The organism is Ensifer sp. ENS09 (assembly GCF_014852425.1).
Taxonomy (GTDB): Bacteria; Pseudomonadota; Alphaproteobacteria; order Rhizobiales; family Rhizobiaceae; genus Ensifer.
In genome coordinates this window covers 823,020-847,923 of record NZ_JACVBP010000001.1, presented here as the reverse complement: position 1 = coordinate 847,923, position 24,904 = coordinate 823,020, and the positions used below count along the sequence as shown (strand labels likewise).

The window sequence follows — 24,904 nt, the reverse complement described above, 5'->3', positions numbered from 1 at the left end:
GCTCTGCAGTCATCGCCCCGCTTTGCTCGCTTGCTTTGAGACGAGGCGCGCGGGTGCCGCGTGTCCCTTCTCCCCGCAGGCGGGGAGAAGGTGCCGGCATGCGGATGAGGGGCGACGTCGCCGTCCGGATGAGAGCGCGACCCTCGCCGCGCGATACGGTCACTTCGTCGTGTAGCCGCCGTTGACGAGGATCGTCTGGCCGGTCATCCACCAGCCGTCGGAGACAAGGAAGCGGATATAGGGGACGATGTCCTCGATGTCGGTGAGGCCGGTCTTGGAGAAGGCCGAGAGGGCTGAGGCGGTCTTGTGATAGGCGACGGCGTCGGCGCCTTCGGCCGGATAGAAGAAAGGCGTGTCCATCGGGCCGGGTCCGATTGCCGTGACCGAGATGCCGCGCGCGCCGAATTCCTTGGCGGCGGCCCGGGTGAAATGCTCGACCGGCGCCTTGGTGCCGGCATAGGCCGCATAGAAGGGCGTGAAGGCGCCGAGCAGCGAGGTGACGAGGGTGCAGACCTTGCCGTTGTCGCTGACATGCCTGCCGGCCTCGCGCAGGAAGAAGAAGGCGGACTTGGAATTGACCGCGCTCATCTCGTCATATTCGGCCTCGGTGATCTCGACGAAGGGCTTCTTCAGGACCTTGCCGACGGTGTTGACGGCGATGTCGATGCCGCCGAGCGCCGCCTTGGCATCGGCAAAGAGCTTTTCGACATTGGCGGCGCTGGTGAGATCGCCGGCAAAGGCGTGGGCGACCGCGCCGGTCGCCTTGATCGCGGCCACGGTCTCGTCGGCTGCCGCCTTCGTCGCCGCGCTGTTGTAATGGATCGCGACGCCACGGGCGCCGTTTTCGGCGAAATCGCGCGCCAAGAGGCCGCCGAGGTTCTTCGCGCCGCCGGCGATGAGGACGGTTTTGCCGTTGATGCTGTGGTCTGCCATGGGTTTCTCCTTTTGTCGGCCGCTTGCTGCGGCCGGTTTGCGGCGAGCGGGGATGCTGTCGTCAACACGCGGTCCCGTGACTGCTCCGGTGCTGACGGCCGGCAGCGGGCCTGTTGATCGTCACGAACGCCGCACGCCGCGTTTCGAAATAGCGCGGGCCGTGCCGCCGCCAACGTGAGGGCGGACTGCGACGCGCATCGCAAGGGAGAGAATATCGTCGGCGTCGCTGGCATAAAGCGTCCGTCCATGACATGACTTGTCAGAAATGACGAACAATGGATGCAACTGGCATGGACAGGATCGAGCTTTTCCGCATTTTCACCCGCGTCGTCGAAAGCGCCAGTTTTACCCGCGCGGCCGATACGCTCGGCCTGCCGCGCTCCTCGGTGTCTGCGGCGGTGCAGACGCTCGAAACCAGGCTCGGAACGCGGCTGTTGCATCGCACGACCCGCAAGGTTGCGCCGACCCAGGATGGCGCCGCCTTCTACGAGCGCTGCCTGCGGCTGATTTCCGATATGGACGAGGCGGAGAACCTGTTTCGCCGCAGCGCTTCCGGCCCGACCGGGCGGCTGCGCGTCGACCTGCCGAGCCGCATCGGTCGGCTGATCGTGGCGCCGGCGCTGCCGGAGTTCCTCGCGCGCTACCCCGGCATCGACATCGATCTCGGCATGACCGACCGGGCGGTGCACCTGATCGAGGAAAGCGTCGACTGTGCGCTGCGTGTCGGGCCGCTTGCCGATTCCGGCCTGATCGCCCGGCCGTTCGGCACGCTCAGGCTGATCAATGTCGCAAGCCCCGACTATCTCACCCGCCACGGCACGCCGAAAATACCCGCCGATCTCGCCGAACATTTCGCGGTCAACTATGCGTCTCCCTCGAGCGGCCGGGTGGAGGACTGGGAGTGGATCGAGGCGGGAGAGGCGCGCACGGTTTCCGTGGCCGGCCGGGTCAGCGTCAACAGCGCCGAAGGCAGCATCGCCTGCTGCCTCGCCGGCCTCGGCCTCATCCAGATCCCGGCCTTCGATGTGATCGACCACATCCACGAAGGGCGGCTTGTCGCGGTGATGCCGGACCACAACGCTGCCCCGATGCCGATGGCGCTGCTCTATCCGCACCGCCAGCATCTGTCGCGCCGGCTCACGGTGTTTGCGGATTGGCTGGAGGGGCTGATGCGGGGTGTGGTTGCGGCGTGAGGGGGCTGGACCCGCTTTGTTGCGAAAGACGGCCTTGCTTGTGCGCGCTAGCTGATCGCCTGGTGGCAGCGGTGGCCGTTCCACGGCAGAGACTCTGATCCGCCTGCATTCCACTTCCCGACGAATTCGGAGAAATCCGGAGTGAAGGTGACGAACAACTGGCCGTAGCCGTATTTGTCGCGCCACATGAAGCTTCGGGTGAGATCGCTGCTGTCGCCATCGTCGCCGGTTTCGGCAAGCTCGCCGCCGACGGACTGGCCCTGATCGGAAAACACGTATTTGCCGACGACCGTGCCATCGGCGGCGGTTTCGAAATGCGTCTCGGCATCCGAGAGCACGCCTGCGGAGGAGAGCTGGCCGCAATAGGTGCCCGAGGGCGCGGTGCTCGTCTCGCCGGCCATCGCCGCAGAGGCGGATGCGGTCGCAAGCAGCAATGCGGCGGTGAAGGAAAGGTTTGCTGTCAACGCGGCACCTTTGGCGTTTCGGGACTTCGCGGTCCTTCCGCGATCGCCGGGCAGCGGCGAGTCGCGACGGTTGGCGCCATGGGCGGTCATTCAGGAGGCAAAATCAAGATGCTCATGCGTCCAGCGCCGGCGCCGTGCTGACGCTGCCGTCGCCGAACAGGCGGCCCTTCTCGGCGACGAGGAAACAGGTGAGCACGCAGGCGCCGAAGAGGCAGAGGCTCGCCATCAAGCGCAGCGACAGCAGTGCTGCAAAGTCCGCCATGGCGGGCGAGGCGAGCGCGCAGGCGATATAGACGGCAAGGCCGATGAGAATGGGCGGGCGGCGGCCGAAGCGATCGGAGAGCGGCCCGAACAGCACCTGCGGAAGGCCGAAGCCGATCAGGAAGACGGTGAGGACGAGGGAGCGGTCGTTCGGATCGCTGACCTGAGAGGCAGCGCCGATCTCCGGCAAGGCCGGCAGCATGATATCGAGCGCCAGCGCCTCGATGGCCATCAGCGCGGCCACGAGCGCGACGAACTCCCTTCGGGAAAGGCCCTTGCGTTCCACCTTGCGCCCCCGAGCCGCAGGGGCGGCACTATACTCGGTCTTGTGAGCGGCGTCGAAACGGTGCGTGTTACGTCCCCGGTGTCGGCGAGTTATCAGCCTTGCGCCTGGAGCAGCCACTGGCGGACCTCGTGCGGGCGCGAAGGTCGAACCCGGTCGCTGCCGCGCCACTCCAGTTGAGGCCGGCCATGCGCTTGTCCCCGTCCGGCTTGCCGACCAGCGATGGACAAAGACGTGCAGCGGCCAGCGATCGGCTGGCACCGATCGGAGCGGTATGGGGGCGCCGCATCCCGCTCCGAGGCATGTGGTGAGGTCAGCTTGCGTCGAAGCCTGCGTGGTAGCGGATGCGGCCGGAGGGCACCGGGCCTGCGAACGCCTGGGCCATGAAGTACTCGGCCGGGACGCCTTCGAGGTACAAGCCGGCGTGGTGCTCGAAGCCGAAGCGCTGGTAGTAGTCTGGCTCGCCGAGGACGACGCAGCCGTTCGCGCCGGTGCCGGCCAGGCGCGCGAGGCCTTCGCGGATCAGCCTGCCGCCGGTGCCGCCCTTCTGGCGGTCAGGCCTGACGGAGACCGGGCCGAGGCCGTACCAGTCCATATCGTGTCCGTCCTCTCCGTCGATCGTGACCGGGGAGAAAGCGACATGGCCGATGATCTCGCCCTGGTCGAGGGCGACCAGCGAGAGCGTCAAGGCGCCGGCGTCACGCAGGGCGTCGATGATTTGGGCCTCGGTCCGGCTGCTATAGGCCATCGGCGCGAAAGCTGCCTTGGTGATCTGTCGAATGGTGGGGATATCGCTCGCTTGTTCGGAGCGGATGTCGATGATTGTCATGGTAAAACCTGTTCTTGAAACCGTAGTCGCGTGCCATCGACTGCGAACGACGGATATCGTTCGCCGGTGGCGCGGTTTCGCGTCTCGACCGATCGAGACGCTCAGTGGGTGAGAACAAGCTCCAGCATCGACAATTCCTCTGCTCAGTTCAGGCGAGCATCTTGGTGTAGAGCCAGGCCTTTGTAGCGGTCAACGGGCGGGCGGTGGGCCGCTGTGCCCGGCCTTCATTGCTCGGCCCGTTGCCTGCGTCCTAGTTTTCCTGAACCGAAACGCCGTCCTGGCCGATCTTGATCTCGACGCCCGGCTTCGTCTCTTCCTGGTAGACATAGATGCCGAGGCCGACGACGGCGACGGCAAGCAGGGCGATGACGAGATAGAGGCCGTTTCGGTTCATGCGGAGCTCCTTTTTCGGTGGTTCGTCTGGGAAATAGGAGCTTCTCAAGGAAAGACAATGGGATAGCGGCGAAGATGCGCGCAGAGGGCGATGCGGCCTGGGAGGACGACCTGACCTACTATGCTGGCTTCCTTGACCGCGCAGGGAGCCCCAACGCGTACACAGCGCCCTCCATTCCCAAGGCGTACAAAGGTTGATTTGCCTGCACTGGTTGATTTTCGCTAATTGAGGCAAATAGATTGAACGACGCGAACGACTGAATGCGGATGGTGGCCGGAATGATGGTGCTTGGAAATTTCTACCGAAAAACCTTCGACATGGACCATTCGGATACGAGCGCCGCAGCGTTCTTTTCCCGGGTGATCAAGCTCGTGCTCTCTTTCTGGGCGGCCGAGTTTTTCATGACCGGCGGGCTCTGGGTGGTGCTGGGCGTCAATCCTGTCGACTACGCGCCGATCAAGCTGGTCGTGTCGCTGGTATGCGTGCTGATCACGCTGATGATTTCCCACATCGTGGCGATGATGCGGGCGAAAAACATCGCGGCCCAGGTTTTCGTGTCGGCGGTCCTGTCCATTCTGGCATCGACGGTCGCAACCACCGTCGACTATCACCTGTTCACCTATGTGAAGCCCGCCATCGGCATCGACTATACGATCGAGAACTTCTGCTACACGCTGTTTTACGGCATCTCGCTGTTCTTCGGCTGGTCCTGCTTTTTCATCGCCTACATGTACAACCTGAAGGTCCGCGCGCAGGAGCGCCGGCTGGCGATCACGCGCGAAGAGGCGCTGACCGCGAAGATGCAGGCGCTCTACTACCAGATCAACCCGCACTTCCTGTTCAACACGCTGAACTCGATCGTCGGCCTGATCGAGGAGGGCGCGTCGTCGCAGGCGAGCCGGGTCGTGATGTCGCTGTCGTCGTTTCTGCGAAAGACGCTCGAGATGGACCCGCTGCGGGACCTGGCGCTTTCGGAAGAACTGGCGCTGCAATCGGAGTATCTGGCGATCGAGAAGGAGCGCTTCTCCGATCGCATCAGCGTCACGCTCGACATTCCGCAAGAGTTGAGGACGGCGCTGGTGCCGAGCCTGATCCTGCAGCCGCTCGTCGAGAATGCCGTGAAGCATGGGCTCGGGTGCTCTTCCGGCGATCTGAAGATCACGATCAGCGCATCGCAGGCGGAAAACCGGCTGCAGCTTTCGGTCGACAACGTGTCGGATGCCGGCGAGGTCTTACCGATGGTCAAACGGTCCGGGCTCGGCGTGGGGCTCGCCAACGTCGAAGAGCGCGTCAAGGCGCGCTTCCCCGAAGGCGGTTCGCTCATCGCCGGACCGGTCTCCCCGGCGCATTTCCGCGTGACCGTGACCATGCCTTTGAGAGCACCCGTTGCCGACCGGCTTGCCGATGCTGCCATCGACACCGCGCCGGTCGTGACGGCCTGAGCGAGGCGACGATGGTCGGCGCGCGCCCGTTGAGGCGCGCGACGGGGCAACAGGGGCGGCTCGCGCTCAGACGGAGCGCGTCAGGCCGCCATCCACCTTCAGGTTCTGGCCGGTGATGTAGGCGGCACCATCAGAGGCGAGGAAGGCGACGGTGGCGGCGATCTCGGCGCTGGTGCCGTAGCGCTTCATCGGCACGGCATCGCGGCGCTCTTCGGTCGCCGGCAGGCTGTCGATCCAGCCGGGCAGAACGTTGTTCATGCGCACGTTGTCGGCCGCATAGGTGTCGGCGAAGATCTTGGTGTAGGAGGCAAGACCGGCGCGAAAGACGGCCGAGGTCGGGAACATCGGCGACGGCTCGAAGGCCCAGGCGGTGGAGATGTTGATGATCGCGCCCGCCTTCTGCTTCTGCATGATCGGCGTGACGAGGCGGACCGGGCGGATGACGTTCATCAGGTAGACGTCGAGGCCGGTGTGCCACTGCTCGTCGGTGATTTCGAGGATCTGGGCGCGCGGGCCATGGCCGGCGCTGTTGACCAGCACGTCGATCCGGCCCCATTTTTCCACGGCCGCATCGACAAGACGCTTCAGGTCGTCGTTCGACTGGTTGGAGCCGGTGATACCGATGCCGCCGAGCTCGGCGGCGAGCGCCTCGCCCTTGCCGGAGGAGGAGAGGATCGCAACCTTGTAGCCGTCGGCGGCCAGGCGCCTGGCGCTCTCGGCGCCCATGCCTGAGCCGCCGGCGGTGATTACGGCCACTTTTTCTACTGCCATTTTATCAATCTCCTCATCCGTATTCGTGGAATGCCGCTTTCGCGGGTGCTGCCATTGAAATACCATCTCCTTCATGCAACCGCGAAACAGTTTCGCTTTCATATGGCAGTAGAAAAACTATTCGATGAGTGACGCACCGGGAAAGCTCCCTTCGCTGAATGGGGTGAAAGTCTTCGAGGTGGCGGCGCGCCACCTGAACTTTCGCCTCGCCGCCGAGGAACTGGGCGTGACGCAAGGCGCAGTTGCCCAGCAGATCCGCGGGCTCGAGGCGGAGCTTGGGGTGAAGCTCTTCGAGCGGCTGCCGCGTGCGCTGGCGCTGACCGGCGAGGGGCGCGCCTATATCGCCGATGTCAGGCGGGCGCTCGAAATCATCGCGCGGGCGACCGACGGGCTGAAACCCCAGCCGGTGCGGCTGACGATCAGCACCACGCCGTCCTTCGCGTCACGCTGGCTGATCCCGCGCCTGCCGGATTTCACCGCAAGGCATCCGGATCTCGACCTGCATATTCTGGCGACCGACCGCATGTCGAGCTTCCAGGCCGATGGCGTCGATCTCGCCGTGCGCTACGGGCGGCCACCCTTCGGGCCGGGGCTGGCGGTGGAACTGCTGTTCGAGCAGGAGATCGTCGCGGTCTGCAGCCCGATGCTGCTTGCCGGGCGGCCGGCACCGCAGACAGCCGAGGAACTGGCCGGTTATACGCTGCTGCACGACGCCCATAATTTCTGGCCGGAATTTATCGAGCGGCATTTCGGCGGCAGCCGGCAGGCCTCGTTCAAAGGCATCAGCTTCAACCAGACCTCGCACGCGATCGAGGCGGCGACGGCCGGCCAGGGCATCGTGCTCGCCAACCGCGATTTCGTTGCGCGCGATCTCGCCGAAGGGCGGCTCATCCGCCTGTTCGAGGCATCGATGACCGGGCCTTCGGACTTCTATCTGGTCTGGCCGCGCTACCGAAAGTCGCTCAGCCTGCAGACCGTGATCGCCTGGCTCAGCGATGAGGCGAAAAAGGAGCGGGGAGGCTCGGCGGACGCGAACCTTGCAGATGGAGCGCAGAGCGCGAGCTCTTGATCCGCGATCAGGGACGCAGGGCCGTGTCGAGCCGGTAGAGCAGGGCGTGAAACGCGCCCTTGCTGGGCTTTCGTCCCGGCAACTTGCAGACGATGCGCCGGATTTCCGGTGATGCGAGCGCGATCAGCTGCCGGAGTTCCATTTCGGTGGCGGCTGCCTCGTCATCCACGCCAAGCGAGAGCGCCTGGATGGCGTAGGCTGCGGGTCCGAGCAGATGGTTGATCTGGTGCGGCGTTTCGATCGGGTGGGTATAGGGTGCACCGGCCGCGGCAATGGCGGCGCGGGCGGCGGCCTTGGCGGCGGGATCGTCAACCGCGCGCGCCGCTGCCTGGGCGGCCCAGGCGGCCTTGCGCAAGACGGCCGTGCGCGGACCGCCCTCGGCAAAGGCGGCAGCCGCGGCGATCGCCTCGCGCGGTCGCGGATCACCCGGCACGACGGCCTCGAAGACCGGCAGCGCGCGTGCGGCGCAGAGGATTGCCCAACGCGTAATCTGGCGCAGGTCGTCTTCGCTCAGGAGCGGTGGAGCGTTATCCTGGTGCATGGTTGAGGTCCCTCGTATGGCAGACCGACACGCGGCACCCCGTCTGACGTGGAAGCCTCGGGCGTTCGAAATCCCGTCGCCGTTAGCCGTGGCAGAACTTGCAGTGATCCGCAACAGACCTATTGTGCGCCTGCCGCACCGGGCCATGGGATGAAGCGAAAATGATGCCTGCCGAATTCGAGACTCCCAAATACGCGCAGATCGAGAAGGAGCGGCGCTTTCTCGTCGATCGCTGCCCGGATCTGTCGCAGCACGACTATCGGGCGATCGAGGACCTCTACGTGACCGGGAGCCGGCTCCGGGCTCGTGCCATCACCTTCAGCGATGCCCGCCCGCCCGAGTTCAAGTTCTGCAAGAAATACCCGTCGGACAGCACCACATCTCAGCCGATCGTCAACATCTATCTGACTGCCGAAGAGTATGAACTGCTGTCGCAACTGCCCGGAAACAGGGTTCGCAAGCGCCGCTACCGCCGCGAGTTCGAGGGGATGGTCTACAGCATCGACGTCTTTGAAGGCGCGCTTTCCGGGCTGATCCTGTCGGAGGTCGAGGCCGGTTCGGGCGAAACGCTGATGGCCCTGGCTCCGCCGCCCTGGAGCTGCCTGGAAATCACTGACGACGCCTTCTTTCGCGGGGGCACCCTCGCAGGCATCGGTGCCGTTGAGCTTCAGGCGAAGATCTCGTCGCTGAGACGCTGATTGGCCGAATGTTTGCCGACGCCCGTCACGGCTGGGCGACATCTCTGAACGTCGTCGCACCTTCCCGAATCCGGTAGGTTCGGTTGACGCTGGCAATCACGAGACTAATTTCCGTAAAGCCACGGGCGTATCGTAAAGAGAGCCAATCGTTGTCAGTATGGGTTACGACGGCCAACCCATCGCGTTCAGCGCTCCCAGCCCTGCGTAAACGGAAAGCGTTCCGCCCAGAGGGTGGCCAGCCTCGGGTCGGCATCGACGCGGCGGATGACGTCTGCGAGCTTCGGGGCGACCTCGTAGAAGCGGCGGCGGCCGGGAGACCAGCGCGAGGCGGTGGCGACATAGAGGTCGAGGACCGACAGTTCGTCGCCGAGAAGATATTTTCCCGGTTGCAGCTCCGCGCCCATTCGCTGCCAGCAGTGGGCGACGCGGTCGAACACGCGCGCCCTGACAGTGGCGTGGTCCTCTTCCCGTTCGGCGATGCGGGACGGGTCGTCGGCGATCCAATAGAGGGCGTAGATGGCGGCGGATACGAAGATCATCCACCGGAGAAAAGCCGGTCGCCTTGCGTCGCTCACGGCCGGGGCCAGGCGGCCCTCGGGGTGGGCGTCGGCGAGCCAGATCAGGATCGCGGCACTTTCGGTCATCAGTTCGCCGTTCGGGAGCACGAGCGCCGGAACCTGGCGCAGGGGATTGATGCGGGCCAGCCTGTCCGCCTCCTGCTTTCCGTCCCAGGGCGCGTGATCCTCGACGCGATAGGGTACGCCGAGCAGGCTGAGGGCCGCCTCGATCGGCACGGAGCCGGAGCCTGACGCTCCATAGACGACAAAGGGTTCGGCCAACTGCTCTTCTCCTCCTGGTCGTGCCGCGACGAATCCGGCCGAAGCCTGGTCGCCCTGCGTCGAAACTGGGGGCGGGGCGGGTATTCCGCATTGCAGTCGCATAGATCCCCGCTTTCGCGATACAATCAAGGCCCTGAGGTGCAATTGGACGTTTCGCCGCAAATCCCGGTTGCAGCGGGCAGGCAGACCGTTTCCGTTTTTCGCGGCAAGGGGCTCCGGTTCCATCTGCCGGAGCGATGGTTCGTCCGCATGCCGACCTTTTGACCGTGCCCGGTTGCAGTTGGCGCGGTTCCAGGCTGAAGCAGGACACGAGGATTGATCCGATGTCGCCAGTCACCGCCGCGTCTCCGACGCTCGATCGCGACCTTCTGCTGAAGACGGCACGGGAGCGTCTGCTGCGCTCGGAATGGTCGCGGGAGCTGTTGCGATCGTTTCAAGGCGGCGCGCTGCAATCCGCCCTTAGGCATGCGGTCAGTGCGTCACCCTACTATCGCGAAACCATTGGCGACCGCTTGGCGCAGGGGGCCGCACTCAAGGATCTGCCCGTGCTGACGAAGCGGGCGCTTATGGAGAATTTCGACCGGATCGTTACCGACCCGAGGCTGAGCCGGCAACTGGTCGAGGGGCATCTCAGCGGACAGTCTTCCGGCTCGCTTCTGCTTGGTGAATACAGAGCCGTTGCCACGGGCGGCACGACCGGCGAGCGTGGGGTCGCGGTCTTCGATCCCGCAGCCTGGCTATCGGCCATCGCCAACATGGTGCGTTTCCAGGCGATCGTCGGCATCGACGAGACGACGCGCAGTGTTGCCATATTCGCCTCGTCGCCGGTCCATATTTCCTACCATATCGGCGTGGAGCTTCGGGCGTTGAGGCCCCCGGCGCCCCGGTTCAACGTGCTGATGCCCATCGAGGAGATCGTGGAGGGCCTCAACCTGAACCAGCCCGAGGTGATCTCGACCTATCCGTCCTTCGTGCGTGTCCTGGTGGGCGAGCAGCAGGCGGGGCGGCTGAGGATCAGGCCGCGGCTTTTCCGAACCAGCGCCGAGACGTTGACGGAGGAGGTGCGCGAGCTTGCGGCCGAAACCTGGCAGACGGCCATCGCCGACAGCTATGTCTGCACCGAGGCGGGACCCATGGGCCACGAATGCTTGCTTGGCGACGGGCTGCATCTCGCCGAAGACAGCTTCGTCTTCGAGGTGGTGGACGGAGACGACCGCCCGGTACCCGACGGCGTGGAGGGCGCGAAGCTGCTGGTGACGACCCTTGCCAATCGCGCGCTGCCGCTGGTGCGCTACGAGATCTCCGACATCGTGGCGATGGCGACCGAGCCGTGCCGCTGCGGCCTGCCGTTCTGGCGGATTGGGTCGATTGCCGGGCGGAGGGAAGAGACGCTGCGGCTGCCCAGGCGTGGTGGCGGAACGGTCAATGTGCACGCCCACCGGCTTCGCTCGCCGCTGACGGGTGCGGCCGGGGTGCGGCAATTCCAGTTCGTGCAACTGTCTGGTGGTCTGGAAATCGCGATCGCCGTGTTTGAAGGCGCCGATGCGGCCGCCGTCCACGCTGCCGTCGAACTGGGCGTGCGTGCGGCACTCGAGGCGGTCGAAGCCGAACCCGCGGAGTTCCGTGTGCGGGTGGTGGATGCGATCGCGCGTTCGGGCGGCGGCGCGAAGCAAAAGCTGGTGGTCTCCGGCGGCGACTAGGAGAGGGCAGGATGCACGCGTGGTGCAATCGCGGCCCGGCTTCGGCCACGCGGCAGCAGGTGGACATTCCGGTGGCCGGCGGGTGGGCAAGCGGCTTATAGTGTTGATAGGCCGGTCCGGGGCCGATATGAAGCTGGCCTCTTGCCCGCGATACGGAGTTTTGAAGATTGAGCGTTGCCTTCACCAAGGAAGAAAGTGCCGAAACCGCCGCCGAGACGCTGCTGCCGGACCGGGCGATTTCGCCGCATCCGAACCTGGTGACGGAGGCCGGGCTGAACGCGCTGGAGGGGCAGCTTCAGGGGGCGCGCGCGGCCTATGAGGCGGCGGCCGCGGTGGACGACGTGAATGAAAAGCGGCGCCAGCAGGCGGGACCGCTGCGCGATCTGCGGTATCTCAACGAGCGGCTGCGCACCGCGCAGCTGATGCCGGAACCTGCCTCGAACGAGATTGTCGCCTTCGGCAGCACGGTGACCTTCAGCCGTGACGACGGGCGGGTGCAGAAGTACCGGATCGTCGGCGAGGACGAGGCAGATCCCAAGGCGGGGTCGATCTCCTATGTGGCGCCGGTGGCGCGCATTCTGATGGGCAAGGCGGTGGGCGATCTCGTCACTGTCGGCGACCAGGAGCTCGAGGTCGTGGCGATTTCCTGATCCCTGACGTGCCGGCGTGATGACGCCGGTTTGCAGCTATAATAATCGTATCCGATTTAATAGTGCAAACTTGACATTCCGTCGTTCGTCGGTATTTATGTCGCGTCCGATCTAATTTGGCGGTGCCGGATGATCGGAAGCGCCTGCCGGAGGCAGGCGGTCAAGAGGGTTGCTCGGGTTCGTCGGTACGGAGAATGGACATGCACAACACTGGTGACGCTGCGCCCGTTCGCGCCTATCGCGAGTTTTCCCGCGTGCTTGATCCCGATGTCTACGTGCCGCTGCCGGACGACTGGCTGATCGGCATCACCGACGTCGTGAATTCCACCGGCGCGATCCGGGCCGGGCGCTATGAGGACGTCAACTATGTCGGCGCCTCGGCGATTGCCGCCATCGGCAACGCGCGCGGCGATTTCGACTTTCCCTTCGTGTTTCGCGGCGATGGCGCGGCCTTTGCGTTGGCGCCGGGCGGGGAGGCCATGGCGCGTTCGGCGCTGCGGCAGCTCGCGGCCTTGGCAAGGGACCGGTTTAACCTCGATTTGCGTGTCGGCCTGCTGACGGTCCGGGACATCAGGGACCATGGCCAGGATGTGCGGATCGCCCGCTATGCCGCGTCGGAGCATGCGACCTATGCGATGTTTGCCGGCGGCGGGCTCAAATGGGCGGAGCGGCAGCTGAAGCAGGGGCGCTACCTGCTGTCGCCGGAAAGCCACGGCAGCGAGCCGGATCTGACCGGCCTTGCCTGCGAATGGCGGCCGTTTCCAAGCCGGCAGGGGCAGATCCTGTCGCTGCTGGCAGAACCCGCCGACGACGTCACGCCCGAGCGCTTTGCCGCCGTTGCGCGCGCGGTGATCTCCGTCTTTGATCAGGCACCGCGGCAGTCGCACCCTTTGCCGGAGGAAATGGGCGTGCCGAAGGACGCGCGGGTGCGGGTTGCGCCCGAGCGCTGGGCGGGTGTCGCTGCCAGTTCTGATTTTCGCAAATATGACGACGGACTGCGCCTGACGGTGGATTGCACTGCGGAGCAGATCGACCGCATCGAGGCGATCCTTGCGGCGGCCAAGGCGCGCGGCGAGGTCATCTTCGGGCTGCATCGGCAGAGCCACGCGCTGATGACCTGCCTTGTGCCGTCGGCGCGGCCGGATGCGCACCTGCATTTTCTCGACGGCATGGATGGCGGCTACGCCAAGGCTGCGGAAATGATGGCGCCGCGTGAATGCTTGAGCGCCTGATCGTGCCAAGCGGCAAGGGCGGCGCGCCGCCCTCCAGTGCAATGCTGAAATCCGCCGATCAGGGCGCCGACCTTTTTATGCGAACGATAATCGCGGTGGCGGCGGGCGGGCGTTTCGGCGACCTTTGCTATTTCCTGTTTCCGGCCTGGCCGGCGTTCAGCAGGTTGTCGCGCAGCTTTGCCACCGACTGCTGCACCGTCGCAAAGTCGTCGCCGAGGCCGATCGCGTCGGTCAGCGCAGCACCCGGGTCGGCATCCACCAGCGCCTGGCCGGCCGGCGTCAGCGTCAGCCGCACCTGGCGTTCGTCCGTGGGATCGCGGCGACGCTGAAGGTAACCGTCAGCCTCGAGCTTCTTCAGGATCGGCGTCAGCGTGTTCGATTCCAGAAAGAGCTTTTCGCCAAGCGTGCTCACCGTCTGGTCGTCTTCCTCCGACAGAGCCACCAGGGTGACGTATTGGGTATAGGTCAGGCCGAGTTTGTCCAGCAGGGGCTTATAGGCACGGCCGAAGGCAAGATTTGCCGAGTAAATGGCAAAGCACAGGAAGTTCGAGAGCTTCTTGCCGCGCTTGGGCGATGCAGTGCCGGGGTCCTTGGCAGTCTTGGACGTGGACATGGGAATCTTTTTTCCTTTTCGTTGTCTGCACTTAATATAAATCGCATCCGATTAAATCGCAATGGTGTTGACGGCATCCCGTGGTTCAATTATAAACATCGCATCCGATTAAAGCGGATCCGATAAAAAATCAAACAGAGAGGAAATGACATGACCGAGAAGCTCCTTTTCACCGGCAAGACCCACAACACCAGCGGCCGCGACGGCGGCACCATCAGCCAAGACGGCACTTTGGAACTCAAGCTCACCCAGCCGCATCCGGCGGCGGAAAACCTGTTCGGCGCCGCCTGGTCGGCCTGTTACCTGGGCGCGATCGAGCTCGCAGCGCTGCAGCGCAAGGTGAAGCTCCCGGCCGGGCCGCAGGTCGATACCGAGATCGATCTCAACGTCAACGACGGCTCCTATTTCCTGCGTGCCCGCCTGAACGTTCGCCTGGATGGTCTCGACCGCGACGTTGCGCACGACATCATCCACGCCGCCCATGATATCTGCCCTTACTCCAAGGCGGTGCGCGGCAACATCGACGTCGAGACCAATCTCCTCTGATTTCCGCTTAAAAAAACCTATTGATATCATCGGGATGTGCCTGAGCTGGTCACCAGCCGCGGCGCATCCCGATTTCGTTTCAGCAGCGCTCGTTCCTCTACGCATGGCGTCCGGCGGCGGTGGCGGAGGGATTTTCCCGACGGGACCTCACAAGAATGTAATTTGGCCGATCGTCCGCCTTGTTGGTATTTTCGCTCCTTCGCATGTACAGGGGAGCGGCCCTGAGGGGCCGATGGTCGCATGCCTTACAACCTCACGGTCAATGGAAAGAGCTATGCCGTCGATGTGGACGGCGATATCCCTCTGCTCTGGGTCCTGCGCGACACGATAGGGCTTACCGGAACCAAATTCGGCTGCGGCATCGCCATGTGCGGCGCCTGCACGGTGCATGTCGACGGGCAGGCGGCGCGCTCCTGCGTGATGCCGGTGTCCGAGGCGGCGGAGAAATCGATCACCACGATCGAGGCGATCGGCGACACGCCCGAGGGCAAACGGGTGCAGCAGGCCTGGCTCGACATCGACGTGGTGCAGTGCGGCTACTGTCAATCCGGGCAGATCATGTCGGCGACCGCGCTCATTGCCGCCAATCCCACGCCGACCGACGACGACATCGATGCGGTCATGGCCGGAAACATCTGTCGTTGCGGCACCTATCCGCGCATTCGTGCAGCCATCAAGCTTGCGGCGCGGGGGTGATGCCATGTCCATCTTCGACAGAACGAACCTTTCCTTATCGCGCCGCCAGCTTCTGATCGGCGCATCGCTGACCGGTGCGGGGCTGGTGATCAGCTTCAGGCCGCAGGCGGCCGTCGCAGCGGGCGAGCCCTTTTCGCCGAACGCCTTCATCCGCATTCCCCAGGAAGGCAAGATCACCTTCGTCATGCCCTCGGTGGAAATGGGGCAGGGCATCTATACGGCGGTCGCGATGATGCTTGCCGAAGAGCTGGAGGTCGGGCTCGACCAGGTGGTGCTGGAACATGCGCCGGCCGACCCCAAGCAATATGCCAATCCGCTGCTGGGCGACCAGATCACCGGCGGTTCCTTTGCGATCCGCGGTGTCTACGAGCAGATGCGCAAGGCGGGTGCTGCGGCCCGCATCATGCTCATCGGTGCTGCGGCGCGCGACTGGGGCGTTTCGCCCGACGCCTGCAAGGCCGAGGCGGGACATGTGGTCGAGACCGCCGGCAGCCGGCGCGCCGCCTATGGCAGCCTGATTGCGGCTGCGGCCTCTGAAGTCGTGCCGCAGGAGGTGCCGCTGAAGCCGGCGTCCAGCTACCGGGTGATCGGCAAGCCGGTGCATCGTCTCGACAGCCCGGAGAAGGTGAACGGCACGGCGAAATTCGGCATCGATGCCCGCCCGGATGGCGTCTCCTATGCGGCGATCGCGATCTGTCCGCACTTCAACGGCAAGCTGCGCTCAGTCGACGAGGCCCCGGCCATGGCGATCAAGGGCGTCAGTCAGGTGGTCCGCATCGAGGAGGCCGTCGCGGTCGTCGCCAACAATACCGGCGCTGCGCGGAAGGGGCTCGCGGCCCTTTCGATCGAATGGGATCCGGGGCCGAGCGCCTCGGTTTCGCAAGCCGAACTCGAGCACCTCATGGATGCGGCGATCGACGGCAAAGCCCTGCCGCATGTCAGCGAAGGCGATGTCGCCAAGGCCGAGGCCGAGCATGGGCCGGTGCACGAATTCGTCTACCGCATGCCGATCCTGACCCATTCCGCCATGGAGCCGATGAATTGCACCGTGCATGTGCGCCCCGATGGCTGCGAGGTCTGGGTGGGAACGCAGATCATGAGCCGGGCACGGCAGGCGGCGGCCGACGTGACCGGCCTGCCGGTCGAAAAGGTGGTGGTGCACAACCACTTGCTCGGCGGCGGCTTTGGCCGCAGGCTCGATGTCGACGGCGTGATCCTCGCGACGAAGATCGCCAAGCAGGTGAAGGGCCCGGTGAAAGTGACCTGGAGCCGGGAGGAGGACATCCGTCACGACTGCTATCGTTACCTCAACTACAGCAAGGTGACGGCGACGCTCGGGGCCGACGGCATGCCGGTCTCCTGGCGGCACCGGGTCATCGGCCCGTCGGTCATGGCGCGCTGGTTCCCGGGCTTTACCAAGGACGGTGTCGACCTCGACCAGATGGCGGGGGCCGAAACGCCCTATGCGATCGAAAACAGGCAGACCGATTTTGCCCGCCAAGAGGCGCCGGATGGCATGCTCACCGGCAACTGGCGTGGTGTCGGCGCCACCCGCAACATTCCCCCGGTCGAATGCGGAATCGACGAACTGGCGGAACTGGCGGGCATCGATCCGCTCGAATACCGGCGGCGGCTGCTGCAGCACAAGCCGCGGCTGCTCGGCGCGCTCGACCTTGCAGCCGAGAAGGCCGGCTGGTCGACCCCGCTTGCCAAGGGCAGGGGGCGGGGTATCGCGGTTGCCGAGGATTTCGGCAGCTTCGCGGCGATGGTCGCCGAAGTCAGCCTCGACGGGAACGGCAGGTTCAAGACCGAGCGTATCGTCTGCGCGGTCGATTGCGGCCAGGTGATCAACCCGGACACGGTCGAAGCACAGATCCAGAGCGGCGTCGTCTACGGCCTGAGTGCGGCACTTTACGGGCGCATCACCGTCGAAAACGGCGCGGTGGTCGAAGGGAATTTCGACGATGCGCCTGTCCTGCGCATTCACGAGACGCCGCCGATCGAGGTGCATATCGTGCCGAGCGCCGAGGCTCCCGGCGGCATCGGCGAAGTGGGCACGCCCGGCGTGGCGCCGGCGCTTCTGAACGCGATCTTCATGGCGACCGGCAAGCGGCTCAGAACCCTCCCGATCGACCAGGGCGACCTGAGGAGGGTGTGACCATGAACAGGCCCGCCCTTGCTCTCTCGCTTGCATCCGCGCTCGTGGCGGCAGGTCTCATCGCCACTTTCGAGCCGGTCAGCGGTTTTGCCGAAACCGCCAGCGGCGGCGCCTTGAAAGGCGCGGCCGACTTTGCCTCGATCACCGATGCGCGCCAGCGCTCGAAGGCGATCTTTGCCGAGGCGAGCCGGGTGCTCACCCATCCGCGCTGCATCAACTGCCACCCGGCAACGCGCAGCCCGACGCAGGGCGAGGACATGCACCCGCATGTGCCTCTGATGATCGTCGCCGACAGTTCGATGGGGCCGGCCGGCCTTGCCTGCAGCACCTGCCACGGCGCGGTGAACCGGGCGATCGTCGGCAGCCGGCTGAAGTCCATCCCCGGCAACGCCCATTGGCAGCTGGCGCCCGAAAGCATGGCCTGGCAGGGCCTCACCGTTCGCGAGATCTGCGAACAGGTGAAGGACACCGAGCGTAACGGCAACCGCTCCCATGCCGATCTCATCAAGCACATGGGCGAGGATCACCTGGTCGGCTGGGCCTGGCATCCGGGTGAGGGCCGCAGTGCGCCGCCCGGTTCGCAACCGGAGTTCGCCGCGCTGATCACCGCCTGGGTGGAGACCGGCGCGGAATGTCCAGACTGAGCGAAGGCAGATGTGGGGACTGAGTGCGGCACCGGTCCTCCTTGACAAGGCAGCCGGACTGTTCGACCTTCAGCACCATGACCTGCCGCCTCGCAAAACTGACGACTGTGAAAAAAGCCCCGTATCCGGGGCTGACGGTCGTTGCGCGCAGAGCATAGCAAGCACAAGGATCAGATCGACCCCGCCGGTTCGGACGGGGTTTTCGCTTGCGCTCTCCGTCTCCGGTTTCTTCAAGGAGATGGAATTTCATGGAAAGCACAGCTTCAACACGATCGCCGGGCCTTGGCGGCCTCTGGCTGCCGCTGATCACGCCGTTTCGCGACGGTGAACTGGACGAGCGCTCGCTCCGCCGGTTGGTCGTCCACTATGCGGCGGAGCCGATCGACGGCTTCATTCTCGGCGCGACCACGGGCGAGGGCATGGCGCTCGACGAGGCGGAGTGCGAGCGGGTGGTTGCGATCACCAACGAGACCCTGGCTGCAGCGGGGCGGCGCATCCCCGTCTATTTCGGGCTTTCCGGTAGCGATACGCGGAAGTCGGTGAAGGCGCTGGAGCGGACGGCGACCTGGGGCGCCGATGGCTATCTGATTGCCTGCCCCTATTACACCCGGCCGTCGCAGCGCGGTCTTTATGCGCATTTCTCGGCGCTTGCCGACGTCACGGACCGGCCGATCCTGATCTACAACATTCCCTACCGGACGGGCGTCAACCTCGGCAACGAGACGATGCTGCAACTGGCGGAGCGGAGAAACATCGTTGGCGTCAAGGATTGTTCGGCGGATGCGATGCAATCCTTCGATCTGTTGCGTCACAAGCCCAGCGATTTCGCCGTGCTGACCGGTGAAGATCCGCTGTTCTACACGGCGCTGACGCAAGGGGCGGAAGGCGGGATCACGGCGTCCGCCCATGTGCAGACCGCAGCCTTTGCCGACATCCGCAACAGGCTCCTTGCCGGTGACCAGGCGGGAGCACTTTCCGCCTGGCAGCGCCTTGCCGATCTGCCGCGGCTGCTCTTTGCCGAGCCGAGCCCCGGGCCGATCAAGCATTGGCTGTGGCGCGCGGGTCTGATCGACAGTGCGGAGATGCGCCTGCCGATGGTGCCGGTCAGCGATGATCTGGCGCTGAGGATCGAAAGGGCGATGGCGGCGCAGGACGGCCGGCGCTGAGCCTGTGACGGTTTCTCAAGGCGGGGCGGTCGGTAAAGGGAAGATCGCCCTGCTGCTTAGCCGTTTGCATCGTATTTTAACAGTTACGTACTTTCGCCGAACGGCTTGTTTCGGCAGGATAGCGGTCCTTATGCGCGGTGTCCGATGGCGCTGCGCGGACCGTGCTGCCGGGCATTGAAATGCCGCAGTTGAGGAAAAAAACAGAGAACCATTCTTGCGAGCGATCCGTGCCCTGAACCGTCACGGGTGAGGGCGAAAGCCGGTTTCCCGGCGCGAGGACCAAGCCGGGCGAGATGGACGGTGTGCCAAAAACGGGGCGCCTGTGCGGGTGCCCGTCCCAAAGCTGATTGATCAGGACGCCTGGAGACGATGATGAAGACATCCGGCAGCAATCTTGAAGTCACTCGACGCGACATGATGAAAGGCGGGATCGGCGCAGCCTCGCTGGCCGCGATCGGCGCCGGAGCGGCCGTTCCGGCGGCGCTGACGGCCGCCTCGGTCGCGACCTCGGCCACGCCCGCCGCGGCACAACAGGCGCTCGGGCCGGGTGCGCCGACATTGCCGGTCACCGGCGTCGCCATGCATCCGGGCTATGCCCGCACGATCGCGCAGATGGCCTATGTCTGGGGCTGGCCGATCGTCAACATGCTGAACCGCCGGGCCAAGATCACCCAGGCGCCCTATGCGGGTCTGCTCGGTGGCCTTTCGCCGGTGGCCCCGCGCGGCCAGGTGGGCATGCTGCACGACTATATCGAGCCGTCGGAAACCTTCGTCACATGCCCCAACCAGGATGTGGTCTACGGCCTTGGCTTCTTCGAACTCGACGACGAGCCCGTCGTTGCGCAGGTGCCCGACTTCGGCGACCGCTTCTGGGTCTATGCGCTTTACGATGCCCGCACCGACCAGTTCGGCCAGCTTGGCAAGCCCTATGGCACACGCGCCGGTTTCTACCTCCTGGTCGGTCCCGACTGGGACGGGCTGAAGCCCGCCGGCATCACCGACATCATCCGCTCGCCGACATCGCTTGCCAGCGCCATTCCACGCATCTTCCAGACCGATGTCAGCGACGACAACCAGGCCATCCAGCCGTTGATCAACCAGGTGGTCTTCTATCCGCTGAAGGAATTCACCGGCGAAGCGAAAACCATCAATTGGGCGAAGCTGACCGACATTCCGGCGCCGCCCCTGAATGGCGGCGCGACCGACGGCGAAACCAAATGGGTGACGCCGGAGACGTTCTTCGACCAGTTCGGCGACGCCATCGCCGCGGTCGATCCGCTGCCGGGGGAGGAGGCGCTTTTTGCCCAGTTCCGCCTGTTGCTCGACGCGGCCGAGCGGGATCCCGAGCTTCGAGGCATGCTCGTCGACACGGCGATCGAGACGGAGGAGAAGGTCATCCGCCCCTTCTTCGAATGGCAGCGCAACGGGCTTCCGGCCGGCAATGGCTGGAACCGCTCGGTCAACAATGGACAATGGGGCATCGACTACTTCAACCGGACCGGCACCGCCAGGTCGAACATGTTCAACAACCGGCCGAACGAGACGCAGTATTTCTATACTGATTTCGACGGCGCCGGCGACCAGCTGACCGGCGTGAAGCTCTACGAAATCACCTTTGCCGCCGGCGAGGAGCCGCCGGTGCACGGCTTCTGGTCGCTGACCCTTTATAACGACAAGCACCTCTTCCACACCAACGACTTCAAGCGCTACTCGCTGGGCACCAAGAGCGACAAGCTGAAGCACAATGAGGATGGCTCGCTGACGCTCTATGTCAGCGCCGAGCGCCCCGGCGGGGAGAAGGACAGCAACTGGCTGCCAGCGCCGCACGGGATCTTCTCGCTCTATATTCGCGCCTATTGGGGCAAGGACGAAATCCTCGACGGCTCCTGGCAGCCGCCGAAAATCACGGTTTCGGCCTGACGTCGGCACGGCAGGCCCTGGCGGAAGCGGCGCCGGGGTGAACCCGCTCCGGCAATCCCTTGCGCTCTCTGGCTCCGTTTCGCGATTTCGTGTGTAGTTGAACGGCAAAGATCGTGATTCGGAATGGAGACTGTCGATGCATCCACGTGTCGTTTCGGCGGGATTGGTTGCCGCGCTGCTCGCCGCGCCCCATGCCTTTGCGCAGGATTCCAGCGCCGACCTCGCCAAGAAGCTCTCGAACCCGGTCGCCTCGCTGATCAGCGTGCCCTTCCAGTTCAACTACGACCGCGGCTACGGCCCCGATGACGGCAACAAGGTGACGCTGAACATCCAGCCGGTCATCCCGATTTCGCTCAACGACGATTGGACGGTCATCTCCCGCACCATCCTGCCCGTCGTCTGGCAGAACGACATTGCCGGCGACAGTGGCCACCAGTTCGGCCTCGGCGATACGCTGCAGAGCTTCTTCTTCTCGCCCAAGGAGCCGACATCCGGCGGCCTTATCTGGGGCGCGGGGCCGGCGTTCCTGCTGCCGACGGCGACGGACGATCTGCTCGGCGGCGAAAAATGGGGCGTCGGGCCGACGGCCGTGCTGCTCAAGCAGGAAAACCACTGGACCTATGGCGTGCTCGCCAACCACATCTGGTCGGTTGCCGGCGACCACAACCGAGACGACGTGAGCTCGACCTTCCTGCAGCCGTTCCTGTCCTACACCACACCGGATGCCTGGACCTTCGCGCTCAACACGGAAAGCACCTACGACTGGAAAAACGACCAGTGGAGCGTGCCGATCAATTTTTCCGTGTCGAAGCTCACCAAATTCGGCGAGCAGCCGGTGAGCCTTCAGCTTGGCGCGCGCTATTGGGCGGCTTCGCCCGACAACGGCCCGAACGGCTGGGGCGTGCGGGCCGGCATCACCTTTCTCTTTCCCGAGTGACACCGACCGGCTGGCAGGCGCTCAGCGCCAGAAACGCTTGACGTCGATCACATCGTCGAGCGCGGCCTGTGCGCGGTCGATGAGCCTGTCCTTGTTCGCCTCTACGACGAGCGTTCCGGCGTCCGGGTGGTCCTCAAGGCCGATATCGCTCAGCACGTGCGGCGACGAGACCAGGTCGTTGAGCGTGCCGAGTTCATCCTGCAGCGCGGCCATGGCCGTGGTGAAGCGCTTGTGGCGCCTGGCGCCGCGCTTGTCGTCGAACAGCGTCGCGAAGAATTCGGCGGCATAACGCAGCTTCTTGGCGTCCTTGCGGGCCTCGTGCCGTTCCTCGTCGTTGACCTTGGCGAGCGCACGACCATGCTTCTTCAGCTTCCGGCGCTCGCGGTCGAGCACCGCCTCGGCGAAATCGGTCACCGGACGATCATGAAGTTCGGCGGGCGGTGACGAGAGATAGGCGCCACAATGCAGCCATTCGTAGAGGTCGAGCATCAGGGCGCGGCCGCGGCCGTCGTCGAGCGCTTCGAACACTTCGCGATAGCGGGCGGCGCGGGCAGTCTTCAGCCGGTCGACAAGTTCCGGCTGCGATGCGCGTGCCAGGAGAACGTCGACGTCGCGGGCTTTGCCGAAGGCGCCTGCCAGCCACTTCAGCTCGCCTTTCAGGCGCGTGCTCTCTTCGTCCTGAAGCAGATCCCTGTAGAGCGAGAAGGCTGAACGCAGGCGCCGAAGGGCAACGCGGGCCTGGTGCAGCGCCTCCGGGTTTTGGCGCACGCGCAGCACGTCCTCGTTCAGGCGGTGGTGGCGAAGACAGGAGAGGGCGACCGTGCGAAAACTCTTTGCCACCCGCATCTCGCGGTCGAGCTCGACCGGCTCGGCCTTGAAGACCATCTGCTCGGCATCGATGAGACGGAATCCGCGCTCGGCCTTGGACATGACGCCGAAGCGGATGGGAACGATCGCCTCGATGCGGCGGGCAAGCGTGAAGAGCGCCTCGGGCGCGCCGTCCTTGAGTTCGAGTTCGATCTCGCCGATCGTGGTCTGGCGGGTGCCCGCGGTGATCCGGCCGCGGTCGAGCACGACCTCGATGTCGGCGCCATCCTGCTTCACCTTCCAGGTGGTGCGTTCGACATCGACGGCAAAATGCGCCTGCAGATCGCCCGGCTCAAGGTCGAACTGGGCGGCAAGCGGCGTGGTGTGGTCGACCACCGGTTCGTCATCGTTCAGCGGCTGCTCCCATTCCGGCCGGGCAAAGACCGAGGCGCTCGCGCCCGTGGCCTTGATCGTCTGGGTGCGGGCAGAGCCGACCGTGCGGATGCGCAGGGTGAAGCCCGACTGGAACAGGTCGCGGGCACGCGTGTCGAAATAGACCGACCGCTGGCTTTCGACGCTTGCCGGCTCACCCAGAAGTCCGGATTCGGTAAAGCGATCGAGATCTTCAGGGAGAAGATCGAGCTTGATTTCGATTTCCGTGTTCAACCCCATCCTCCAACAAGTGCGATAGACAACGCGATAATGCCATATGAGCACATTGGTTCGTGTTCTGAATGACATGGATCATATTTGCGTGGCGGTCCGACGCGATAGGTCGCGTTCGAAGCGGGAGGCCGCTGAGGTGTACGGGATTTCAATGGATTCCGGACGGAAAACCGTTTCACACTTTCCTGGAATTGCTTTTTGAGATGACGCAATCCCGGACGGAAAACCGTTTCACACTTTTCCTGGAATTGCTTTTGAGATGACGCAATTCCGGACGGAAAACCGCTTCGCACTTTTCCTGGAATTGCTTTAAGCTCCCGGCATTTCATGCCACGGAATTGATAAATGTCGCTTCGCCTTGCCACCTTCAATATCGAAAACCTTTTGAGCCGCTTCGACTTTTCCGGATTTCGCAACCAGCTGAAACAGGACCGGGTGCTGCGGCTCTTCGACGTGAAGACGGAAGCCGAGTACCAGCGGTTGGAGGAGGCGCGCACGATTGCGCATACGGACGATACGCGGCAGATGTCGGCGCTGGCGATCGCCGATTGCGATGCGGATATCCTCTGCCTGCAGGAAGCCGACAACATGGCCTCGCTGCAGGCCTTCGAATACAACTACCTCTTCCGCATGGTCGGCAACGGCTATCGCCAGAAGTACCTGATCGAAGGCAATGATTCGCGCGGGATCGATGTGGCCGTGCTGATGCGCGAGGAGACGCGCGACGGCCAGCCGATCGAGTGCCTGGAGGTCAAAAGCCATGCGGGGCTGACCTATGAGGACCTCGACCTCTTCAACGACCAGATCGCCCATACCAACCGGCCGGCCGACCGGATCTTCAAGCGCGACTGCCTGGAGCTCGATCTTCGCATCGGCGGGCGACCGCTGACGCTTTATGTGGTGCATTTCAAATCGATGGGGCCGGCGCGCGAAGGGCTCGACGGCCGGCAGGCGACGATGCCGCTGCGCGTCGCCGAAGCCTCGGCCGTGCGCCACATCATCGAAAGCCGCTTTGGCCGCGGGCACACGGCAGACAAGATGTTTGCGATCTGCGGCGACATGAACGACTACCAGGAGAAGGTGAACATCCTCGGCGACCGGCGCACGGGCTACCAGTTCGTTCCGCATGAGGAGGAGACGAGTTCGCTCGACGTTTTCACTCATGATGGCTTCGCCGAAAACCCGATGCTGCGCCGGCCGGTGATGGACCGCTGGACGCTGTTTCACAGCCGCGGGCCGCAGGAGCGGCATCTCTGCCAGCTCGACTATATCTGGCTGTCGCCGGCGCTTGCCAAGCGCAACGCACACCAGGTGCCCGAGGTCATTCGCGGCGGCCAGCCGTTCCGCACGATTTTTCCGCCGGAGCTGGAGGTGGAGCGTTATCCGCGCACCGGCTGGGACAGGCCGAAGGCGTCCGACCATTGCCCCGTGGCCATCACCCTGGATGTGTGA

25 protein-coding genes are annotated in these 24,904 nt (G+C 64.6%); 15 read left to right on the top strand and 10 right to left on the bottom strand.

The window, feature by feature from the left end:
- Window positions 1-159: 159 nt before the first annotated feature.
- Window positions 160-933, bottom strand: coding sequence for an SDR family oxidoreductase (locus tag IB267_RS04285; protein ID WP_192446537.1), 774 nt, complete (start codon window positions 931-933; stop codon window positions 160-162).
- A gap of 290 nt (window positions 934-1,223) precedes the next feature.
- Here IB267_RS04285 and IB267_RS04280 point away from each other — a divergent pair, with 290 nt between their 5' ends.
- Window positions 1,224-2,126: a LysR family transcriptional regulator gene (locus IB267_RS04280; RefSeq protein ID WP_192446536.1), complete on the top strand. Its 903-nt coding sequence runs from the start codon at window positions 1,224-1,226 to the stop codon at window positions 2,124-2,126.
- A gap of 47 nt (window positions 2,127-2,173) precedes the next feature.
- On the opposite strand, the gene IB267_RS04275 is transcribed toward IB267_RS04280, so the two are convergent.
- The 4 genes from IB267_RS04275 to IB267_RS04260 form a co-directional block, all read right to left on the bottom strand.
- Window positions 2,174-2,590 (bottom strand): hypothetical protein, encoded by a 417-nt coding sequence (locus IB267_RS04275; RefSeq protein WP_246810542.1) that lies wholly within the window; start codon window positions 2,588-2,590, stop codon window positions 2,174-2,176.
- A 112-nt stretch (window positions 2,591-2,702) separates the two neighbouring features.
- Complete coding sequence (locus IB267_RS04270) at window positions 2,703-3,137, bottom strand: MFS transporter (protein ID WP_192446535.1); 435 nt, start codon at window positions 3,135-3,137, stop codon at window positions 2,703-2,705.
- A 310-nt stretch (window positions 3,138-3,447) separates the two neighbouring features.
- Entirely contained in the window at window positions 3,448-3,963 is a 516-nt protein-coding gene (locus tag IB267_RS04265; RefSeq protein WP_192446534.1) for a GNAT family N-acetyltransferase, read from the bottom strand.
- Between the two features lie 250 nt (window positions 3,964-4,213).
- A complete protein-coding gene (locus tag IB267_RS04260) occupies window positions 4,214-4,357 on the bottom strand; it encodes a hypothetical protein (RefSeq protein ID WP_034793319.1) in 144 nt (47 codons plus the stop codon).
- 278 nt (window positions 4,358-4,635) lie between these two features.
- Between IB267_RS04260 and IB267_RS04255 the strand changes: the two genes are divergently transcribed.
- A complete protein-coding gene (locus IB267_RS04255; RefSeq protein ID WP_192446533.1) occupies window positions 4,636-5,799 on the top strand; it encodes a sensor histidine kinase in 1,164 nt (387 codons plus the stop codon).
- A gap of 66 nt (window positions 5,800-5,865) precedes the next feature.
- Here the strand turns inward: IB267_RS04255 and IB267_RS04250 are convergent, their stop codons facing one another.
- Window positions 5,866-6,570, bottom strand: a complete 705-nt coding sequence (locus IB267_RS04250; RefSeq protein WP_192446532.1) for an SDR family oxidoreductase — start codon at window positions 6,568-6,570, stop codon at window positions 5,866-5,868.
- A 124-nt stretch (window positions 6,571-6,694) separates the two neighbouring features.
- Between IB267_RS04250 and gcvA the strand changes: the two genes are divergently transcribed.
- Entirely contained in the window at window positions 6,695-7,639 is a 945-nt protein-coding gene (gene gcvA, locus IB267_RS04245; protein WP_192446531.1) for a transcriptional regulator GcvA, read from the top strand.
- A 7-nt stretch (window positions 7,640-7,646) separates the two neighbouring features.
- Here the strand turns inward: gcvA and IB267_RS04240 are convergent, their stop codons facing one another.
- A complete protein-coding gene (locus IB267_RS04240; protein ID WP_192446530.1) occupies window positions 7,647-8,180 on the bottom strand; it encodes a putative immunity protein in 534 nt (177 codons plus the stop codon).
- Between the two features lie 161 nt (window positions 8,181-8,341).
- On the opposite strand from IB267_RS04240, the gene IB267_RS04235 reads away from it, so the two are divergent.
- Window positions 8,342-8,878 carry a hypothetical protein gene (locus IB267_RS04235; RefSeq protein ID WP_192446529.1) on the top strand — a complete coding sequence of 179 codons (537 nt, stop codon included), beginning with the start codon at window positions 8,342-8,344 and terminating at the stop codon, window positions 8,876-8,878.
- Between the two features lie 185 nt (window positions 8,879-9,063).
- Here the strand turns inward: IB267_RS04235 and IB267_RS04230 are convergent, their stop codons facing one another.
- A complete protein-coding gene (locus IB267_RS04230) occupies window positions 9,064-9,717 on the bottom strand; it encodes a glutathione S-transferase family protein (RefSeq protein ID WP_192446528.1) in 654 nt (217 codons plus the stop codon).
- A gap of 323 nt (window positions 9,718-10,040) precedes the next feature.
- Between IB267_RS04230 and IB267_RS04225 the strand changes: the two genes are divergently transcribed.
- From IB267_RS04225 to IB267_RS04215, 3 genes are all read left to right on the top strand, one after another.
- Window positions 10,041-11,417 (top strand): phenylacetate--CoA ligase family protein, encoded by a 1,377-nt coding sequence (locus IB267_RS04225; protein WP_246810541.1) that lies wholly within the window; start codon window positions 10,041-10,043, stop codon window positions 11,415-11,417.
- A 167-nt stretch (window positions 11,418-11,584) separates the two neighbouring features.
- Complete coding sequence (gene greA, locus IB267_RS04220) at window positions 11,585-12,067, top strand: transcription elongation factor GreA (protein ID WP_192446527.1); 483 nt, start codon at window positions 11,585-11,587, stop codon at window positions 12,065-12,067.
- A gap of 200 nt (window positions 12,068-12,267) precedes the next feature.
- Complete coding sequence (locus IB267_RS04215) at window positions 12,268-13,299, top strand: DUF3095 family protein (protein ID WP_192446526.1); 1,032 nt, start codon at window positions 12,268-12,270, stop codon at window positions 13,297-13,299.
- Between the two features lie 127 nt (window positions 13,300-13,426).
- On the opposite strand, the gene IB267_RS04210 is transcribed toward IB267_RS04215, so the two are convergent.
- On the bottom strand, window positions 13,427-13,912 hold the full coding sequence (locus tag IB267_RS04210; protein ID WP_192446525.1) for a MarR family winged helix-turn-helix transcriptional regulator: 486 nt from the start codon (window positions 13,910-13,912) through the stop codon (window positions 13,427-13,429).
- Window positions 13,913-14,062: 150 nt separating this feature from the next.
- Here IB267_RS04210 and IB267_RS04205 point away from each other — a divergent pair, with 150 nt between their 5' ends.
- The 7 genes from IB267_RS04205 (at window position 14,063) to IB267_RS04175 (ending at window position 21,979) form a co-directional block, all read left to right on the top strand.
- Complete coding sequence (locus tag IB267_RS04205; protein WP_034793353.1) at window positions 14,063-14,458, top strand: Ohr family peroxiredoxin; 396 nt, start codon at window positions 14,063-14,065, stop codon at window positions 14,456-14,458.
- Between the two features lie 240 nt (window positions 14,459-14,698).
- A complete protein-coding gene (locus IB267_RS04200; protein WP_089043588.1) occupies window positions 14,699-15,154 on the top strand; it encodes a (2Fe-2S)-binding protein in 456 nt (151 codons plus the stop codon).
- Between the two features lie 4 nt (window positions 15,155-15,158).
- A complete protein-coding gene (locus IB267_RS04195) occupies window positions 15,159-17,312 on the top strand; it encodes a molybdopterin cofactor-binding domain-containing protein (protein WP_113189608.1) in 2,154 nt (717 codons plus the stop codon).
- Window positions 17,313-17,314: 2 nt separating this feature from the next.
- Window positions 17,315-17,956: an Isoquinoline 1-oxidoreductase subunit gene (locus tag IB267_RS04190; protein ID WP_192446524.1), complete on the top strand. Its 642-nt coding sequence runs from the start codon at window positions 17,315-17,317 to the stop codon at window positions 17,954-17,956.
- 248 nt (window positions 17,957-18,204) lie between these two features.
- The gene (dapA, locus tag IB267_RS04185) at window positions 18,205-19,122 is read left to right on the top strand and encodes a 4-hydroxy-tetrahydrodipicolinate synthase (protein ID WP_192446523.1); all 918 of its coding nucleotides are present in this window, start codon (window positions 18,205-18,207) and stop codon (window positions 19,120-19,122) included.
- 372 nt (window positions 19,123-19,494) lie between these two features.
- Window positions 19,495-21,042, top strand: a complete 1,548-nt coding sequence (locus IB267_RS04180; protein WP_192447171.1) for a DUF1254 domain-containing protein — start codon at window positions 19,495-19,497, stop codon at window positions 21,040-21,042.
- A gap of 136 nt (window positions 21,043-21,178) precedes the next feature.
- A complete protein-coding gene (locus IB267_RS04175; RefSeq protein WP_192446522.1) occupies window positions 21,179-21,979 on the top strand; it encodes a transporter in 801 nt (266 codons plus the stop codon).
- A gap of 21 nt (window positions 21,980-22,000) precedes the next feature.
- Here IB267_RS04175 and IB267_RS04170 read toward each other — a convergent pair whose 3' ends face one another.
- On the bottom strand, window positions 22,001-23,458 hold the full coding sequence (locus IB267_RS04170) for a CYTH and CHAD domain-containing protein (protein WP_246810539.1): 1,458 nt from the start codon (window positions 23,456-23,458) through the stop codon (window positions 22,001-22,003).
- Window positions 23,459-23,797: 339 nt separating this feature from the next.
- Between IB267_RS04170 and IB267_RS04165 the strand changes: the two genes are divergently transcribed.
- Window positions 23,798-24,904, top strand: coding sequence for an endonuclease/exonuclease/phosphatase family protein (locus IB267_RS04165; RefSeq protein WP_192446520.1), 1,107 nt, complete (start codon window positions 23,798-23,800; stop codon window positions 24,902-24,904).

What these genes read in the sequence shown, in the direction of transcription:
- dapA (WP_192446523.1), top strand. Translation starts at nt 18,205, where the DNA reads ATGGAAAGCACAGCTTCAACACGATCGCCGGGCCTTGGCGGCCTCTGG.
- IB267_RS04225 (WP_246810541.1), top strand. Translation starts at nt 10,041, where the DNA reads ATGTCGCCAGTCACCGCCGCGTCTCCGACGCTCGATCGCGACCTTCTG.
- IB267_RS04240 (WP_192446530.1), bottom strand. Translation starts at nt 8,180, where the DNA reads ATGCACCAGGATAACGCTCCACCGCTCCTGAGCGAAGACGACCTGCGC.
- IB267_RS04210 (WP_192446525.1), bottom strand. Translation starts at nt 13,912, where the DNA reads ATGTCCACGTCCAAGACTGCCAAGGACCCCGGCACTGCATCGCCCAAG.
- IB267_RS04280 (WP_192446536.1), top strand. Translation starts at nt 1,224, where the DNA reads ATGGACAGGATCGAGCTTTTCCGCATTTTCACCCGCGTCGTCGAAAGC.
- IB267_RS04175 (WP_192446522.1), top strand. Translation starts at nt 21,179, where the DNA reads ATGCATCCACGTGTCGTTTCGGCGGGATTGGTTGCCGCGCTGCTCGCC.
- IB267_RS04260 (WP_034793319.1), bottom strand. Translation starts at nt 4,357, where the DNA reads ATGAACCGAAACGGCCTCTATCTCGTCATCGCCCTGCTTGCCGTCGCC.
- IB267_RS04190 (WP_192446524.1), top strand. Translation starts at nt 17,315, where the DNA reads ATGAACAGGCCCGCCCTTGCTCTCTCGCTTGCATCCGCGCTCGTGGCG.
- IB267_RS04170 (WP_246810539.1), bottom strand. Translation starts at nt 23,458, where the DNA reads ATGGGGTTGAACACGGAAATCGAAATCAAGCTCGATCTTCTCCCTGAA.
- IB267_RS04255 (WP_192446533.1), top strand. Translation starts at nt 4,636, where the DNA reads ATGATGGTGCTTGGAAATTTCTACCGAAAAACCTTCGACATGGACCAT.
- IB267_RS04285 (WP_192446537.1), bottom strand. Translation starts at nt 933, where the DNA reads ATGGCAGACCACAGCATCAACGGCAAAACCGTCCTCATCGCCGGCGGC.
- IB267_RS04165 (WP_192446520.1), top strand. Translation starts at nt 23,798, where the DNA reads ATGTCGCTTCGCCTTGCCACCTTCAATATCGAAAACCTTTTGAGCCGC.
- IB267_RS04215 (WP_192446526.1), top strand. Translation starts at nt 12,268, where the DNA reads ATGCACAACACTGGTGACGCTGCGCCCGTTCGCGCCTATCGCGAGTTT.
- IB267_RS04250 (WP_192446532.1), bottom strand. Translation starts at nt 6,570, where the DNA reads ATGGCAGTAGAAAAAGTGGCCGTAATCACCGCCGGCGGCTCAGGCATG.
- IB267_RS04195 (WP_113189608.1), top strand. Translation starts at nt 15,159, where the DNA reads ATGTCCATCTTCGACAGAACGAACCTTTCCTTATCGCGCCGCCAGCTT.
- IB267_RS04235 (WP_192446529.1), top strand. Translation starts at nt 8,342, where the DNA reads ATGATGCCTGCCGAATTCGAGACTCCCAAATACGCGCAGATCGAGAAG.
- IB267_RS04205 (WP_034793353.1), top strand. Translation starts at nt 14,063, where the DNA reads ATGACCGAGAAGCTCCTTTTCACCGGCAAGACCCACAACACCAGCGGC.
- IB267_RS04265 (WP_192446534.1), bottom strand. Translation starts at nt 3,963, where the DNA reads ATGACAATCATCGACATCCGCTCCGAACAAGCGAGCGATATCCCCACC.
- IB267_RS04180 (WP_192447171.1), top strand. Translation starts at nt 19,495, where the DNA reads ATGAAGACATCCGGCAGCAATCTTGAAGTCACTCGACGCGACATGATG.
- gcvA (WP_192446531.1), top strand. Translation starts at nt 6,695, where the DNA reads ATGAGTGACGCACCGGGAAAGCTCCCTTCGCTGAATGGGGTGAAAGTC.
- IB267_RS04200 (WP_089043588.1), top strand. Translation starts at nt 14,699, where the DNA reads ATGCCTTACAACCTCACGGTCAATGGAAAGAGCTATGCCGTCGATGTG.